General features: G+C 70.5%; 11 protein-coding genes. 2 read left to right on the top strand and 9 right to left on the bottom strand.

Features of this window, described 5'->3' with window-relative positions; genetic code table 11:
* Positions 1 to 6 precede the first annotated feature (6 nt).
* Together Tharo_RS05150 and Tharo_RS05145 are read left to right on the top strand one after the other, a co-directional pair.
* Complete coding sequence (locus Tharo_RS05150) at positions 7 to 1,833, top strand: SLC13 family permease (RefSeq protein ID WP_107220276.1); 1,827 nt, start codon at positions 7 to 9, stop codon at positions 1,831 to 1,833.
* 114 nt (positions 1,834 to 1,947) lie between these two features.
* The gene (locus tag Tharo_RS05145) at positions 1,948 to 4,713 is read left to right on the top strand and encodes a diguanylate cyclase (protein WP_107220275.1); all 2,766 of its coding nucleotides are present in this window, start codon (positions 1,948 to 1,950) and stop codon (positions 4,711 to 4,713) included.
* A gap of 85 nt (positions 4,714 to 4,798) precedes the next feature.
* Here the strand turns inward: Tharo_RS05145 and Tharo_RS05140 are convergent, their stop codons facing one another.
* The 9 genes from Tharo_RS05140 to Tharo_RS05100 all read right to left on the bottom strand — a co-directional run bounded on the left by Tharo_RS05140 (position 4,799) and on the right by Tharo_RS05100 (position 17,143).
* A complete protein-coding gene (locus Tharo_RS05140; protein ID WP_159051661.1) occupies positions 4,799 to 5,161 on the bottom strand; it encodes a hypothetical protein in 363 nt (120 codons plus the stop codon).
* 25 nt (positions 5,162 to 5,186) lie between these two features.
* Positions 5,187 to 5,702: a chemotaxis protein CheW gene (locus Tharo_RS05135; protein ID WP_107220273.1), complete on the bottom strand. Its 516-nt coding sequence runs from the start codon at positions 5,700 to 5,702 to the stop codon at positions 5,187 to 5,189.
* The gene (locus tag Tharo_RS05130; protein ID WP_159051660.1) at positions 5,699 to 7,381 is read right to left on the bottom strand and encodes a diguanylate cyclase; all 1,683 of its coding nucleotides are present in this window, start codon (positions 7,379 to 7,381) and stop codon (positions 5,699 to 5,701) included. The genes Tharo_RS05135 and Tharo_RS05130 overlap by 4 nt, the downstream gene beginning before the upstream one ends.
* Positions 7,382 to 7,394: 13 nt before the next feature.
* Positions 7,395 to 7,760, bottom strand: coding sequence for a response regulator (locus tag Tharo_RS05125; protein WP_107220271.1), 366 nt, complete (start codon positions 7,758 to 7,760; stop codon positions 7,395 to 7,397).
* A gap of 24 nt (positions 7,761 to 7,784) precedes the next feature.
* Positions 7,785 to 9,944, bottom strand: a complete 2,160-nt coding sequence (locus Tharo_RS05120) for a hybrid sensor histidine kinase/response regulator (protein ID WP_107220270.1) — start codon at positions 9,942 to 9,944, stop codon at positions 7,785 to 7,787.
* Between the two features lie 5 nt (positions 9,945 to 9,949).
* Positions 9,950 to 11,479 (bottom strand): CheR family methyltransferase, encoded by a 1,530-nt coding sequence (locus tag Tharo_RS05115; RefSeq protein WP_107220269.1) that lies wholly within the window; start codon positions 11,477 to 11,479, stop codon positions 9,950 to 9,952.
* Positions 11,476 to 12,549 (bottom strand): chemotaxis-specific protein-glutamate methyltransferase CheB, encoded by a 1,074-nt coding sequence (cheB, locus tag Tharo_RS05110; RefSeq protein WP_107220268.1) that lies wholly within the window; start codon positions 12,547 to 12,549, stop codon positions 11,476 to 11,478. The genes Tharo_RS05115 and cheB overlap by 4 nt, the downstream gene beginning before the upstream one ends.
* Complete coding sequence (locus Tharo_RS05105) at positions 12,546 to 14,228, bottom strand: methyl-accepting chemotaxis protein (RefSeq protein ID WP_107220267.1); 1,683 nt, start codon at positions 14,226 to 14,228, stop codon at positions 12,546 to 12,548. The genes cheB and Tharo_RS05105 overlap by 4 nt, the downstream gene beginning before the upstream one ends.
* Before the next feature lie 110 nt (positions 14,229 to 14,338).
* On the bottom strand, positions 14,339 to 17,143 hold the full coding sequence (locus Tharo_RS05100; protein WP_107220266.1) for a nitrate reductase: 2,805 nt from the start codon (positions 17,141 to 17,143) through the stop codon (positions 14,339 to 14,341).
* Positions 17,144 to 17,194 lie beyond the last annotated feature (51 nt).

Below are 17,194 nucleotides of genomic sequence, written 5' to 3'. Positions count from 1 at the left end.
GATGCGATGCCCCACGACCAGCTCCTGATCCTGGCCATCCTCTGCGCCACCGTCGCCCTGTTCCTGTGGGGGCGCTGGCGCCACGACATGGTGGCCGCGGGCGCACTGCTCGCCTGCGTGCTGGCCGGCCTGGTCGAGCCGGACGCGGCGTTCGCCGGCTTCGGCCATCCGGCGGTGGTCACCGTCGCCTGCGTGCTGGTGCTGAGCCGCGGCCTGCAGAGCTCAGGCGCCATCGACGTCCTCACCCGCGCCGTGCTGCCCGCCCGTGGCGGGCCGACCGCAGGCATCGCCGCGCTGACCGTGCTCGCTGCGGTGCTGTCGGGCTTCATGAACAACGTCGGCGCGCTGGCCTTGCTGATGCCGGTGGCGCTCCAGCTCGCCGGCCGCCTCGAGCTGCCGCCGGGCAAGGTGCTGATGCCGCTCGCCTTCGCCTCCATCCTCGGCGGCACCACGACCCTGATCGGCACTCCGCCCAACCTCATCGTCTCCGGCTTCCGGGCGAACCAGACCGGAGCGGGCGGCTTCGCGATGTTCGACTTCACCACCGCCGGCCTGCCTCTCGCCGTGGCCGGGCTCGCCTTCATCGCCCTGCTCGGCTGGCGGCTGGTACCGGCAAGAGCGCAGCCCGGGGCCGCCGGTTTCGACACCGGCGCCTATCTCACCGAGGCGTGCGTACAGGACGGCAGCCCGGCGGCCGGCATGCGCCTGCGCGAAATCGAAGCCAGGCTCGACGAGGCCGGCGCACAGGTGGTCGGCCTGGTGCGCAATGAAGTACGGATGACCGCGCCGAGCGGTGGGCGGATCGTCCGCGCCGGCGACATCCTGGTCATCGAAGCCGAGGTCGAGACTCTGCCCGGCGTGCTCACCGACCTCGGACTCGAGCTCGCCGAAGCCCGCCCGCCGGATGCCGGCGATGGGCAAAAAGGAAGCGTCGCGGACACCCCCGCCGGAGCCGGCAAGGACATCGAGCGCAGCGACGAACTGGTGCTGCTGGAGCTCGTCGTGCGCCCCGAATCCGCCCTCGCCGGGCGCTCGGCGAGCGACATTCTGCTGCGTTCGCGCTACGGCCTGAACCTGCTCGCGGTGTCGCGTGACGGCGCACGCGCCCGGGCACGGCTGCGCACGCTCAAGATCCGCCCCGGCGACCTGCTGCTGATGCAGGGGGATTCCGACACCCTGGCGGAATTCGCCGCCGACTTCGGCTGCGTGCCGCTGGCCGGGCGCGAGCTGCGCATCCCGGACAAGCGCAAGGCGTTCACCGCCACCGCCATCATGGTGGCGGCGGTAGCCGCCGCCGCCCTCGGCCTGTTGCCGGCAGCGCACTCCTTCGCCGCCGGGGTACTGGCTTCGATGGCGCTGCGCACGGTGCCTCCACGCGCGGTGTACGAGGCGGTGGACTGGCCGGTGGTCGTGCTCCTGGCCGCCCTGCTGCCGGTCGCCGGCGCCTTCCAGAGCAGCGGCGCCGCCGATCTCCTCGCCCGCCAGCTGCTCGGCGGCCTGGCCCGGGGCGACGCCGTGATCGGCCTCGCCCTGATCCTCCTCACCACGATGCTGCTCACCGACCTGGTGAACAACGCCGCCACCGCCGCGGTCATGGCTCCGATCGGCCTCGGTGCGGCAACCGGGCTCGGCGTCAACCCCGACACCTTCCTGATGGCCGTCGCGATCGGCGCTTCCTGCGCCTTCCTGACCCCGATCGGGCACCAGAACAACACCCTGATCCTGGGCCCGGGCGGCTTCCGCTTCGGCGACTACTGGCGCATGGGGCTGCCGCTCGACCTGCTGGTGCTCGCCGTCGCCATGCCGATGCTGTTGCTGGCCTGGCCCTTGTAAGCGGCATCCGGGGCCGGAACCCGCACCGCAGCACGATTCCGGCGCGCCGATCCGCATTCACTCCATCGACGGCGGCTGATATGCTGACCGTCATCACATGACAGGATTCGATCCGTGCCGGGCTTTCGTCACCTCGAAGCGAAGGTGTGGGCGAGCGTGGTCCTGGCCCTTTGCCTGGGCGCGGCCCTGACCGTAGCCATCGCGCAGTACGACCGCCGACTGGGCGAGCGGTCGCAGTCGAGCCGGATCGAAGTCCGCCTCCAGGCCGCGGCATTCGAACTCGAACGCACCTTGTCCGCACTGGCGCAGCTCAACCACGATGTCGCCGCGACTCTCCTCCCCGAACGCGCCATCACCACGGCAAAGCTGCGCCCCCTCGCCGAAAAGCTCGTCAACGACCACCGGCGGATCATCGACGTCGCCGTGTCGCACGGTCTGGAGGTTGTTTTCGTCCACCCGGTCGAGGGCAACGAAGCCGTGCTGGGGATGCATTTCGACACCCGTCCGGAACAGATGGAAGGCGTGCGGCGCGCGATCGAGCGCCGCGACACCGTGATTGCCGGCCCTCTCCCGCTGGTGCAGAACGGGCGTCCCGGGGTGATCGTGCGCACCCCGGTCTTCCACCCCGCCACCGATGGCGAGCCGGGAGCGTTCTGGGGGATGGTGTCCACCGTCGTCGAGTTCGAAGGCCTCCTCGAAGACGCCGGCCTGTCCTCTGCCGACCTGCCGTTCACCCTGGCGATCCGCGGCCGCGAAGGCAGCGGCGCGCAAGGCCCTCCGTTCCACGGCGACGCTGCCCTGTTCCGAGGCACCCATGTCGCGGTAGACGTCGCCCTGCCGGCGGGCGGCCGATGGCGGCTGGGCGCAACGCCGAGAGCGGACGACAGCGAAGCGGCGGCGCGCATCGCCCGCATCTATACCGCCGGTGCCGCCATCAGCCTCGCCCTGGCGCTCCTGCTGCTGTACCGCGGCGGAGCTTTCGGGAGCGGCGGCGGGGCGGGCCGATTGCACCCGTTCCTTCCGGCCGGGGTCCGGATCGGCATCCGCGCTTTCCTGATCGGCGTGTCGCTGCTGGTCCTCCTGCCCATCCTCGCGATCGGCGGCTGGGTGTCCTACCGCAACGCCCAGCAGTCGACCGAGCGCTTCAGCCAGGCGCTGGCGCGGGAAATCGGCGATCGCCTGCACGATCGCGTCGCCGCCTTTTTCGAAGTGCCGCGGCATTTCGTCGCGTTCAACGTCGAGCAGGCTCGGGCCGGCCTGCTCCCGTACGAAAAACCCGAGGATCTGATGCGCGGCTTCCTCTCCCAGATCCGCCAGCAGCCGCTGCTCACTTTCGTGTCGATGGGCACGGCCGACGGCCAATACTACGCTGCCAGCCGCCCGCCGCACGGTGCCGACAAGGCCTTGCGGATGCTCCACTCGCGTGCCGCCGACGACTACGTGATGCACATTTTCCGTACCGACCAGACGGGTCGCAGCACGAGCCTGATGTCTACCGGGAAGGGCCGATTCGATGCCAGGCGCCGCCCCTGGTTCGAAGCCGCACTGGATTCGGGCAGCCTGGCCTGGTACCCGGCCTACCGCTATGCGATCAACGACGCCGAAGGGGCCTACGACACCATGGGCATCGGCATGTCCGCCCCGTTGTTCGACCCGCACGGCAGCTTCATCGGTGTCGCCACCGCCGATGTGGCGCTCTCCCAGCTCAGCGAGTTCCTGCGCGAGCTGACCGCCGGCACCCAGGCGACGGCCTTCATTGCCGAAACCAACGGCCTGATGCTGGCGAACTCGGCGCTGGCGCCGATCTACCGGCTCGATGGCGAGGAGGCCGTCCGCATCCCCCTCGCGGAAAGCGACAGCCCGCTCATCCGAGCCGCCGCACGCCCCCTGGCCGCATCAGCCCAACCCGAAGGCAGCGCATCCCTTCCGCTCGGCAACGGGAATTTCCTCTTCGAATGGCACCGCTTCACCCTGGCGCAGGGGCCGACCCTGACCATCGGCCTGATCCTGCCGACCGCGCACTTCGAAGCCATGGCCAGCGACACGCTGCGCAACATCCTCTACCTGGCACTGGCGGTGATGATCCTCAGCCTGATGATCGGCCTCTTCGTCTCCGACTGGGTGGCACGGCCCCTGCGCTCGCTGAGCCGCGCCTCCTCCAGGCTCGCCCGCGGCGACTGGCAGCCGGCATCGCACGAACCCAGTCCGATCCGCGAAGTGGCGGCGCTGTTTGCCACGATGGACAGCATGGCGGCTCAGCTCAAGCGTCATACCGAAACCCTCGAACACAAGGTCAGGGAGCGCACCGAAGAGCTGGAAGCGGCCAACCACAAGCTGGCCATGCTGTCGCTCACCGACGGCCTGACCGGCATTTCCAACCGCCGCCACTTCGACCAGATGCTGCACAGCGAATGGGCCCGGGCACTGCGCGCGGCACAGCCGCTGGCGATCCTGATGATCGACATCGACCTGTTCAAGAAATACAACGACCACTACGGCCATCAGGCCGGTGACGAGTGCCTGATCCGCGTCGCCCACGCGATCCAGTCCTGCGTCAAGCGTGCTGGAGACCTCGCCGCACGCTACGGTGGGGAAGAATTCGCGGTGATCTGTGCCGAGTCGGACCTCGAAAAGGCCACCGCGCTCGCCAGCATCCTGTGCCATGCCGTCGCCGCACAGGCGCTGCCGCACATGTTATCGCCCCATGGCAGGGTGACCGTCAGCATCGGGGTCGCCGCAGCGGTGCCGGCTCCGGAGGTGGCGCCGGAAACCCTGCTGCGCCGTGCCGACGAGGCGCTCTACCGCGCCAAGGCGGGCGGGCGCAACCGGGTCGACGCCGAAACCGGCAATCCACAGCCGCTCCCCGCCGGCCGTGCCTGAACGCCGGCCGGCAACGTCGCCGTCAGGCACGGCCGGTGACGCGGCGCAAGAAAACACCGAACCGCCACAAGTTTTCTGGAAGCGCTCAAAACCCGGCGTGGCCGTCCGCAGGACCGAACAAGGCCAGCACCCGGTCGCCGGCGACGGCAAGCCCCTTCAGGGTGGGGCTTCGCTTCATCGCTTCGATCAGGGGCGGCAGCGGCACGATGTCGGCCACCTCGAGACGGAGCAGCTCGAGCGGACCGTCCGCCAGCACTTCCCGCATCCCGTCCGCGGCGCGCAGCGCAAGGCGCACCGGCGCACGCCGACCGACCGGCGCGAGGCCGAGGACGGATTCGATGGTGGCGGGCGCTTCATCCCCGGCGGCGCACAGCCGCGACGCCCCCACGTGACGGGCCTCGATGCCGCACACCGCCGGCCCGGAGCGGAACAGGACGATGTCGAGCACGGCGCCGGGCGCCCCGGCGCCCGCCTCAGCGCTCCGCCCCGGCGCCATGGCGGGTGAGCAGAAGCGCCGGATCGAGCAGCAAGGCCGGCCCATCGGCCGCCCCGACGATGCCGCAGACCACGCCTTGCAGGGCTTCGGCGAGAGCGCCGGGGGGCGCTTCGATGGCACGCACGGGGACGTCGCAGACGTCGATGACGCGCCCGATCCGGATCGCGCTGCGGATGCCCGCGGCCTCGATCAGCAGCATCGCCCGGGCGTTTTCGCCCTTTTCCGGCGCAAGCCCGAGCGCATCGTCGATGCGCAGCACCGACTCGACGCTGCCGCGCAGGTTGATCACGCCTTCGATCTGCGCCGGACAGCCCGGCACGAAGAACACCGGCAGTTCGGCGAGGATCTCGCGCACGCATTCCCCGCGCAGGGCGAAGCGATCGCCGCCGAGCTCGAAGACCACCAGCTTGGCCATCGGCTCGTCCACTTCGACGATCTGCGCCGCGCTCGAAGCGCGCAGCGCGACCACCTCCTCGAGCGTCGGTGCGCTCACGCCGCCACCGCTTCGCTCACCGAGGCGAGGACGCGGTTGCGCCCCCCCTGCTTGGCCCGGTACAAGGCCCGGTCGGCCACCCCGAAGAGGCTCGCAAGGCTGCTGCCGGCGACGTGCTGCGCCACCCCGGCGCTGAAGGTGCAGGTGAACGCCTGGGCGCCATCGGCGAACTCGACGCGCTCGAACAGGGTCCGGAGCTGGTCGATGCGCGCCACCGCCATGTCGAGCGCGGCATAGGGCATGATCACCGCGAACTCTTCGCCGCCATGGCGGCCGATCACGTCCGAGTTGCGGAAGTGCTGCTTCAGCATCCGCGCCAGGGAAGCGATCACCTGGTCGCCGGCGCGGTGGCCGTAGCTGTCGTTGATGCGCTTGAAGTGGTCGATGTCGATCAGCGCGAAGCACAGCCCGGTGCGGTTGCGGTCGCTGGCGGCGATCGCGTTCTCGAGCATGTACAGGGTCGTCGAATGATTGAACAGCCCGGTCAGGCTGTCGCGCACGATCAGCGCGCGCAAGGCGCGGGTACGCTCGGCGCGGATCGCGACTTCCGACACCAGCGCCACCGGGTCGATCGGCTTGACCATGAAGCCGTCGGCGCCGATGCGCATCGCCGCGCGCTGCTTGCGCTGGTCCGATTCACTGGAGAAGAACAGGATCGGCAGCGAGAAATGGCTCGGCACCTGGCGGATCACCTGCGCCAGTTCGGTCCCCGAGCACCCCGGCATGTACATGTCCATCAGCACCATGTCGGGGCGGAACGCCTCCAGCGCCTCCAGCGCCCGCAGCGGGTCGGAAATGCGCGTCGTCATCATCCCGGCCTCCTCGAGGATCATGCAGTGGTAGGCCGCCACTTCGCGCTCGTCGTCGATGACCAGGATGCGGTAGGGTTCGACCGGCTGGACGTGGGTGATTTCGTCGAGCACGGCGGCAAGGTCGGCCGAGCGCACCGGCTTCAGGAAGTACGACGTTCCCCCGGCCCGCACCGCATGCAGGCGGGCCTCGAAGTCGTCACGCGCGGAGATGAAGACCGTGTTCAGCGGCGGGTCGAAGCGGCGGTTGATGGCGGCCATGAACTCGGTGCCCGAATTGCGGTTGTCGGGGAAATGGATGTCCATCACCACGCAGTCCGGGCGGCGGCCATCGATCGCACGCTCGAGCGCCGCGGTGTCGGGAAAGCCCCGGACTTCATAGCCGAAGCAGGCCACCTGGGTCACCAGCTGATCGAGCGAGGCGGCATCGTCGTCGCACACGTAGATCAGCCGGCCGCAGGCATCGACCGCCGCAGGCAGGCCGACATGGTCCAGGTTGAAGCCGAGGAACTCCCCGCCCTCGGCCGCCACGGACGCCCCCGCGATCTCGGCCGCCGCCCGCTCCAGCCGGTCCACCGCGAAGCCCAGCGCCTGGCGGCAGTGTGTGCTGTCGTCGCAGCCGTTGGCCAGGATCTCGCCTTCGAGGGCGATCTCGCGCAGGCCGTCGAAGCCGAACACCGCCGCCGAGCCCTTGAGGTTGTGGAACAGGCGCTGCAGCTCTTCATTCCTGCAGCAATCGCAGCCGTGCACGGCGCTCTCGCCGAGCACTTCGCGCATGCGCCCGATCCGCCCGGGCAAGTGGGAAACGAAATCGTCGCGCAGCTTTTTCAGGCGCTCGGCCGGCTTGCCGGCAGCAGTGGGTAGGTTCATCCGTGTTCTCGGGTCATGCCGCCCGCACGCGGGCGATGCGCTCGACGGCGCGGGCAAGGTTGTTGTCGAGATCGCCGTCCTTGAGCACGCAGGCGTCGAGCCCGGGCTCGGCGGCAAGCAGGCCGGCCGCATCGTCTCCGCTGAGAAGGACGAAGGGAATCCGGCAATCCTGGGCACGCAGTTCGCGGAACAGCTCGATCCCGCTGATCAGGGGCATGTTCATGTCGCAGACGATGAGGTCGACGTTTCCGCCTTCTCCCAGTTGCGCGGCGGCATCGGGCGCATTCTCGCACAGCATGGTGTCATGACCCAGTTCTTCCAGGATCGCCGCCGCGACCTGGCCGGCAAAAGGGTCGTCATCGACGATCAGGATCCGCACGGTTCATCTCCAGGCGCCGGCCGTTCAGGCCAGCAGGGTTTTCAGGGTTTCGACCAGGCTGCGCTGATCGAAGTCGCCCTTGACGATGTAGGCGTCGGCGCCGACCTGCATGCCGCGCCGCTTGTCTTCGTCGCGCTCGCGGGAAGTGATGATCAGGATCGGCCGGTGCCGGTAGCGCTCGTCCTCCCGCAGCCGCGCGGTCAGCGAGAAACCGTCCATCCGCGGCATCTCGACATCGGTCAGGACCGCGTCGAAGTCTTCGGCGAGCGCTTTGGCGAGGCCGTCGACCCCGTCCTCGGCGAGCGTCACCAGGTAGCCGTGGGCTTCGAGCACTTCCTTTTCCAGCTCGCGGGTATTGAGCGAATCATCCACCACCAGCAGGCGGCGGGCGCTCCCTGCAGCGCCGCCCGGCGCCCGGCGCGGCGCGTCGGCACCGGCATGGCGCGCATGCGCGAACAACGCCGGAGCATGGAACACGGAAGCCAGCGCCCCGCTGCCGGTCTCGACCACGCCGGTGACGAAGCGGGCCTGCGCGAGCAGCGCCGGAAGCGGCTTGATCACCATGTCGCGCTCGTCGAGCAGGGCATCGACCCGCAGCGCGATCTTGTCGCCGCGCACGCTCAACACCAACAGCAGCGCGCCGTCCCCGGGCGCCGGCCGCGCGGGCAGGCCGAGCAGCGCATCGAGCGCCACGACCGGAACGAACTCGTTGCGCACGATCACCGCGCTGCGCTCGGCCACTTTCAGCAAGGCCTCCGCCGGCCGCTGGACGATCTCGCTCACGCCATGCGCGGGAATGCCGAACGGATGGCCCCCGACGTCGACCAGCAGGATGCGCAGGCGGGCCAGGCTCAGCGGCAGGCGCAGCACGAAGCGCGCGCCCTCGCCGGGACGGGAGTGCACGCCGATCTCGCCGGAGAGTTCCTCGGCCAGGGTCTGCCTGACCACATCGAGCCCGACCCCGCGCCCGGAGACATCGGTGATGATTCCGGCGGTGGAAAAACCGGGAAGGAAGAGCAGGTCGGTCACCGCCTTTTCCGACAGGGCCGCGGCCTCGTCGGCGTCGATCAACCCGCGCGCGAGGGCCTTTTCGCGCACCGCGTCGAAGTCGATGCCGGCACCGTCGTCGGCGACTTCGATCACCGCCTGCGCCCCCTCCTGGCGGGCGACCAGTTCGACCCGCCCCCGCTCCGCCTTGCCCCTGCGCCGCCGCACCTCGGGCGCCTCCAGGCCGTGATCGACGGCGTTGCGCAGCAGATGGACGAGCGGATCGGAGAGCTTGTCGATGAGCTGGCGGTCGAGCTCGATTTCACTGCCGCGGACGACGAACTCGACGTCCTTGCCGAGCGAGCGGGCGAAATCGCGCATCATCCGACCCATCGCGTCGAAGATCACCCCCAGCGGCAGCATGCGCATCACCAGCGTGCGCTCGTGGAGGGCGCCGATCATCATGTCCTGGGTGCGGACACCATCGCGCAGCGTCCGCTCGAAAGCACGCATGCGCTCGTGCACCGCAGGCAGCCGGGCAGGATCGGCGATGCCGCGCGCCAGCTCGCGTTCGAGCGCATGCGCCTGCGCCGCCCACTCCCGCACCCGGGCCTGCGAGGAAGCGAATTCGCCCATCAGGCCGATGAGCTCGTCGAGCTTGTCCACCCGGATCCGCACCGTATCGAAGCCGGCCTGGCGTCCGCGCACGGCCTCCGCGTTGCCGCCTTCGCCGGCCGGCCCGGGCGTATCCGCAGCGTCCCCGGCAGGCGGCGGCAGCGGATTTCCGCGCTCGGGCGCGGAATCCGGCGCCGCAGCAGCCGCCAGGGCGGCGCACAGCGCGGCAGCGGGCGCCGGCAAGGCGGCCGGGTCGCGGGTGGCGGCGAGGCAATCGACCTGCGCCGCGATCGCATCGACGCCTTGATACAGCGCGCCCGCAAGGCGGCGATCGAAGCGCACCCGGCCTTCGCGCAGGGCGCCGAGCACATCTTCCAGAAGATGGGCCGTGTCGGTGACCGGCGTCAGCTTGAGCATCCGCGACGAGCCCTTCACCGTATGCGCGGAGCGAAACAAGGCATTGATCAGCTCGGCATCGGCGTCGCCGGACTCGAGGGCGGCGAGACCTTCGCCGAGGCGGCCGAGGTGCTCCCTCGCCTCGTCGACGAAACGGTCCATGAAGCGGCCGATGTCGATCGCCACCGCCCTCAGCCTCCGTTTCCGGAGAGCTGCAATCCACTGCCGAGGCGGCGCTCGCAGAGAAAGCGCACTTCCGCCGGGCGCAGGCCAACGGGAAGGATGGCGATGCCCGGGGCGCCCCCGCCGGCGGCATCGAGCAGCTGCAGCACCGCCCGCCAGGCGCGCCGCGCGGCAGTGACTTCGCCCTGCTGCGCATAGAGGCTGCCGAGGTGGAAATGGGCCGGCCAGCAGTCCCGGTTCAGATAAACCGCCTTCTTGAACCATTCCGCCGCAGCGCTCAGCTCGCCGCGCCACTTGTCGATCAGCCCGAGCAGGTAATGCGCCTCCACCGACCACGCATCGCGCGCGAGCGCCCCCAGGGCCGCCGCCCTCGCTTCGTCGAAGCGTTGCCGGTTCAGGCTGATGTAGGCGCCGAGCAAAAGTGCCGCGTGATCCTCGGGGTCGGCCTGCAGGCGCACCGATACCAGCGGCCAGGCCTGCTCGTAGCGTTCGTCGTGCACCAGCCCGATCAATGCGTCCAGCTCGAGCGGCGCCGCGCCTTCCGCGGGAGCGGCGGCGCGCGCGCGCAAGACCGGTCCGGTACGCGCCTGCGGGGCCGCCACTGCCGGCCGCAACGCGGGTTTCAGGGACAGACGCGGCGGCACCCCGGTCGGCGTACGCACGAAAGGAGGCATCCGTCCCTTGCCCTCCCGCCCGGCAGAGGAAATGCGCCCCCCGGCGGACGGCGCCGACGGCCGGGAAAAATGGAACAGCCCCGCTTCCTCGACGAGCTCGAACACGCCGAGGTCGTTAGCGAGCGTCTCGGCGACTCCGGTGATCAACAGCGCACCGGGCCGCATCCAGCCGGCGAGGGCCTCGAGAATCCGGCGCCGGACCGCCTTCTCGAAATAGATGCTGACGTTGCGCATGAACACGATGTCGAAAGGCGCCGTCCCGTCGGGGAACGCGGGCTCGAGCAGGTTGAGCTCGCAAAAGCCGACCACCGACCGCACGAAGGGCCGCAGCTGGTAATGGCCGCCGGCGACGTCGAAATAGCGCGCACGGAGGTCGGCATCGACCCCGCGAAAGGAAAACTCCGAGTACTGCGCCTGACGCGCCCGCGCGAGCATGGGCCGGGAGAGATCGCCGGCGATGATCGAAAACAGCGCGGGGGTACGCTCGCGGTAACGCTCGAAGAGCGCAATCGCGAGCGAATACGGCTCTTCCCCGGAAGCGCAGCCGGCGCTGAGGATGCGCAGCGGCACGCCGTCCTGTCCTGCCGCCAGCAGGCGCGGAACGAGAGTATCGGCGACGAAACGGATCTGTTCCGCCTCCCGGAAGAAATAGGTTTCATGCACGGTCAGCTGCTCGGCCAGCGTTCGCCGCTCGTCCTCATCGTCCTCGAGCAGGGCCAGATAGCGGGTCGCGCCGGCCAGCTGGCGGGCCTCGATGCGGGCCGCCACCGCGCTCGCCAGGCGTCGTCCGGCCTCCCCCGCGAACACGAGTCCGAAGCGCGCCGCGATCAGCGCGCCAATGGCATCGAGCGGAGCCTGGCTCATCGCCTTCTCCGCGCGGCAAGCAGCGCCAGGATCTCGTCGCCGATCCGATCCACAGGCAACACGTGTTCCACCGCCTCCTGCTCGATCGCCACCCGGTTCATGCCGAACACCACCGACGAGGCTTCATCCTGGGCGATCGTGACCCCGCCGGCCGCGCGCAGCGCGCCCAGGCCGCGGGCGCCATCGCGCCCCATCCCCGACAGGATCACTCCGATCGCAGCGGCGCCGAACACTTCGGCCACCGAACGCAGCAGGACATCACAGCTCGGGTGGTGGACATCGGTCGCTGCGGGCTCGACCAGCGCCAGGCGGCGAGCAGCGGTGACGACCAGATTGCGCTCGGGCGGAGAAACATAGACGTGCCCGGCCTCGAGCCGCTGACCGTCACAGGCGAGCACGACCGGCAGCGCGCACAGCCCCGCCAGCCACCCCACCAGCCCCTCGGCGAAGCCCTCGGAGATATGCTGGGCGACCACCACCGGAGCGCGGAAAGCGGACGGCAGGCGGGGCAGGATGCGGGCCAGCGCCTGGGGACCGCCGGTCGAGGCGGCGATGGCGACGATGCGCCCCTCCGCGCCCTCCCCCGCCGGCGCCGGAAAGGGCTGCTGCGGCACGGGAGCGGGGCGCGGCGCGGGCGCTTCGGCATCGATGCGGAAGCGCCGGGTGATCACCGGCACGCCGGCGAGGAGGCGGATGCGGGCGACCAGATCGCGCGCCTGCTCTTCGCTGCAGCGGGGCTTGCGGACGACTTCGAGCGCTCCGCGCTGGATCGCCTCGCCGGCGATCGCGGCGTCGTCGGCGCTGGTGATCACCAGGATCGGCACAGCGCGATGGGCCATGATCCGTTCGATCGCCTCCAGCCCGCCGAGCACCGGCATGTCGAGGTCCATGGTCACCAGGTCGGGGCGCAACGTCTGTGCCAGTTCCACCGCCTGCAGCCCGTTGCCGGCCTCGGCGACGATCTCGATGCCCCGGTCACGTTCGAGGCAGGCGCGGATGACGCCGCGCGCGACGGCGCTGTCGTCGGCCACGAGCACGCGCAGCGGCCGCTGGAGAACGGCAGGATTCATGCCCCGGGCGCCGCCGCGTCGGCGCGGCGATCGCCGCCGTCATCGTCCCGGTACTTGAAGCGGCGGGTGGTTTCGAACAGGTCCGCCGCCAGCCGCTTCAGCTCCTTGCCCACCTGGACGACGCGCTCGGTGGATTGGGCACCGTGGCGGTTGGCGCCGACGATCTCGCGCAGCGCGACCACGACCTGGGTGCTCGCGGTCTTCTGCTGCTGGGTGGCGAGCGAAATCTGCTGCGCCGCGCTGTCGGTGCCGGCGGCGGTTTCGAGAATCTCGTCGAGGTTGTGCGCCGCCTCGTCGCTGGCTTCGGTCCCGGCCACGATCACGCTTGCACTCTTCTCCGAGGTGACGACCAGGCGGTTGATCGAGTCCTCGATCTCGCCGACCTTGGCCGCCACGTCTTCCGAGGAGTCGGCGACGCTGTCGGCCAGGCGGCGGATCTCCGCCGCGACCACGGAAAAGCGCCGCCCAGCGTCGCCGGCGCTGGAAGCTTCGAGCGCGGCGTTGAACGCGATCAGCCGGGTCTGGTCGGCGACCGCGTTGATGATCTCCATGATCCGGCCGATTTCCTTCGAGCGCGCACCCAGGGCCATGATCTCGCGCAGGTTGTGCTCGTTGTCGTTACGGATGTCCTCCATCCGCTCGAGCACCATGCGCACGCCTTCCGCCCCCTTGCGGCTGTTGGCCAGGGTCTGCTGCGCCATCTCGACCACCACCGCGGCGTTCTGGGCGATTTCCGACGAGGAGGCCGAGAACTCCTCCATCGTCGACGTGATTTCGGCCACCGCCGAAGACATCTGGCTCGACATCGCCGCCTGCTGCTGCACCGAAGTGCCCACTTCCTCCGAAGCGGCGACGAGGGCGCCACCGGCGGCATGGATCTCGCCGAAGGCCATCGACAGCTTGCCGACCATGTCCTTCATCGCCGCGAGCAGGCTGGAGGAATCTCCGGAGCGCAGCACCACTTTGGCGGTGAAGTCGCCTTCCGCGACCCGGTGCGCGACCTTGGCCGCATAGCCCGGCTCGCCCCCCATCTCGCGCCCCAGGCTGCGCATGATCAGGAAGCCGGCGAGCAGAGCCACGACCAGAGCCGCGCCGGCGGAAACGAGCACCTGCACCCGCGCCCCTGCGGTGGCGGCGGTGGCCTGGTCGATGCCGGCATGCAGCGACTGGCTCTGGAAATCCGCCGCCGCGGCGATCGCGCTCTGGTAGTCGGCCAGTTGCGGCCGCAGCGCGTTGTTCAGGTAAGCGCGCGCCTCAGGCAGGCGCTCATTCGAAATCAGCTCGATCAGCTCATCCTGGCCGACGATGTAGCGCCCACGCTCGCGCCGGACTGCCTCGAGCAGTTCCCGGTCGCGCGGATGGCTCGCGAGCTGGTCCAGACGCTCGAGGCTGCCGCCGATCGATTGCCGCCCGGCCATCACCACTTCGCGGTTGCGCGCGCGATCGGCACCGTTGTCGGCCAGCAGCATTTTGTGCAGGGCGATCGCGATCGTGTCCGATTCGTGGCGCACTTCCCCGAGCATCGCCACCCGCGGCCACAACTGCCCGCCGACGACGTGCAGCTGGCTGTTGAGTTCGCCCATGCGCAGCAGGCTGATCGCCGACACCGCGAGCAGCAGCACGATCACCAGCCCGAAGCCGATCGTCAGCTTGGTCGCTACCTTCATCTTCGAGAACATCACATCTCCAGGCGAAATCCCGGGGCCGCCGGCGTCCGGTGCGGGCGCCAATCGTACACGTTTTCGCCATGTATCTGGGATGCCGTGGAAGCAGGAGCGGCCTCCCGGAGCTAGCGCCCCGATGCCCGGAGCATCCTGCGGATCTCGGCCACGCAGGAGCCGCAGGAAGTGCCGCAGCGGAGCGTCCGCTGCAGCCGGTCGAAGTCGTCGCCCCCCGCGATCGCGGCGGCGATATCGGCCTCGGCGACATCCAGGCAGTTGCACACGATGCGCCCGCGCAGCTTCGCCTGCGCCGGCGGTGCCGCCAGCGGCGCGAGCAGCCAGCGCCGCAGCCCGGCGGCCGGCCGGCGGTCGATGATCAGTTCGCTCAGCCATGCCTGCGCCGCACTCTCGCCCGCCAGGCGCAACCCGACCAGGCAGTCGTCCTCGATCAGCGCGCGCTTGCCGATACCGCGCCGGACGTCGACGTAGGACAGGGCCTCGTCCCCCTCGAGCCCGAGCAGCGCATCCAGTTCGCCGATCCAGGCGGGCGGGATCGGGCGGTCGTGGGCGATGCGCATCACCACCGCCGGATGGTCGCGCCCGGCGAGCGCGAGCGAGGCATAGGCGAAGCGCTCCAGCCACGGCGACAGCGCCTCGGCGTCCTCCGCCGCAGTGCGCCCGGGGCGCTCAGCGCGCATCAGCAGCACCCGGAAAGGCAGCACCGCCTTGTCGATGCGGATCGCTGCATGCTTGAGCTCGGGCTGTTTCGAGTGCGGATCGAAGTCGTCGCCGAGGAGCAGGTTGACGCCCGCCGAGCCGAGCACCTTGCGTCCCCAGTGCATGGCGATGAAGGCCTGGCCCTTGCGCATGTCGGGCGACGCCCGCGCGCGCAGCACCAGCTCGCCGCGGCGGCTGGCGACCCGGACCAGGTCGCCGTCCTGCAGCCCGCGCACCGCGAGGTCGTCGGCATGGAGTTCGATGCGGGCCTCGTCGACGTGGCCGTACAGGCGGGCGACCTTGCCGCTGCGGCTCATGCCGTGCCACTGGTCGCGCAGGCGCCCGGTGGTGAGGTGCAGCGGATAGCGCGCATCGACCTTTTCCGCGGTCAGCGCGCGGCCGGGGACGATGAAGCGGGCACGGCCGTCCGCCGTGGGGAAGCGGCCGTCGGCGTACAGGCGCGCGCGCGCGGCGCCCTCCTCGACCCGCGCACCGGCCGGGAACGGCCACTGCTGCGGCCCCGCGGCCTCGAGCAGGGCGTAGCTCAGGCCGGTGATGTCGAGGTCGCGCCCGGCGGTGGTGGCGGCATGCTCGGCGAAGACCTCCTCCGCCCGCTCGTAGGCGAACAGGCGCGCGGCCTGCGGCTTGCCGATGCGCGGCCCGAGCGCGCGTGCGAAGTCGCGTGCGATGCGCCAGTCGGCGCGCGCCTCGCCCGGGGCCGGCAGCGCCGGGCGCACGCGGCTGATGCGACGCTCGGAGTTGGTCACGGTGCCGTCCTTCTCGCCCCAGGTCGTCGCCGGCAGCATCAGGTCGGCGAACGGCGCGGTCTCGGTGTTGCGAAAAGCCTCCTGAAGCACGACGAACTCGCAGGCGGCGAGCGCCTCGCGCACCCGCGTCTGCTCCGGCAGCGACTGCGCCGGGTTGGTGCACGCGATCCACACCGCCTTGACCTTGCCCGCCCGCGCCGCCTCGAACAGTTCGACCGCGCTCAGGCCGGGCCTGGCGGGCACGCGGTCGACACCCCACAGGCGCGCCACTTCGGCGCGGTGGGCAGGATTGGCGAGATCGCGGTGGGCCGGCAGCAGGTTGGCCAGGCCGCCGACTTCGCGCCCGCCCATCGCGTTGGGCTGGCCGGTGAGCGAGAACGGGCCGCAGCCCGGGCGGCCGATCTTGCCGGTGGCGAGCGACAGCGCGATCAGCGCCGTGCCGTTGTCGGTGCCGTGGATCGACTGGTTCAGCCCCTGGCACCACAGCGACAGCGCCGCCGGCGCCTGCCCCCACCAGCGCGCCGCGGTGACGATGTCGTCCGCCGCGACGCCGCACACTTCGGCAGCAACCGCGGGAGTGAGCTCGCGCACGTGGGCGCGCAAGGCCTCGAACCCCTCGGTGTGGGCGGCGATCCAGGCCTCATCGACGCTGCGCTCGCGCAGGAGGACGTGGAGCATCGCCTCGAACAGGCGGATGTCGGTGCCGGGGAGCACCGCCAGGTGCAGGTCGGCCGCCGCCGCGGTGTCGGTGCGGCGCGGGTCGACGACGATCAGCTTCATCTGCGGGCGCCGCGCCTTCGCTTGTTCGATGCGGCGGAAGGCCACCGGGTGGGCATAGGACGGGTTGGCGCCGGCGATCAGGATCGTGTCGGCGTGGTCGAAGTCCTCGTAGCAGCACGGCGGCGCATCCGCGCCCAGGGTCGCCTTGTAGGCGGCGACGGCGCTCGACATGCACAGGCGCGAGTTGGTGTCGATGTTGTTGCTGCCGATCAGCCCTTTCATCGCCTTGTTGAAGACGTAGTAGTCCTCGGTCAGGAGCTGGCCGGAAATGTAGAACGCCACCGCGCCCGGGCCGTGGGCGGCGATGATCCCGGCGAAACGCCCGGCGGCGGCATCGATCGCCGCCTCCCAGGCGATGCGCCGGCGCGGCTCGGTGCGCGTGGCGCGGTACTCCGGGTACAGCAGGCGGGTGTCGAGGCCGGCGCTCAGATGCAGGCTCGCGCCCTTGGTGCACAGCTGGCCGAAGTTGGCCGGATGCGCGGGATCGCCGCGCACGCCGGTGATGCGCGTGCCGTCATGCCCGATCATCACGCCGCAGCCCACTCCGCAGTAGGCGCAGGTGGCACGGGTTTCATCGCGCGGCGCGGCACTCGCCGGCGTGCCGGCGGCGGCGTCCGCTCGCGGCAGGGCGGCAGCGCGGCCGCAAGTCTCTGGATTTCGTGGGGTCATGGTTCGCCTCGTTGATGGTCGTCAAGGTCTATCTGCCCCCGCATGGGGAGC

This window comes from Thauera aromatica K172 (assembly GCF_003030465.1).
Taxonomy (GTDB): domain Bacteria; phylum Pseudomonadota; class Gammaproteobacteria; order Burkholderiales; family Rhodocyclaceae; genus Thauera; species Thauera aromatica.
The sequence above is the reverse complement of the archived record's forward strand: the minus strand, read 5'-3'. Positions and strand labels throughout refer to the sequence as shown.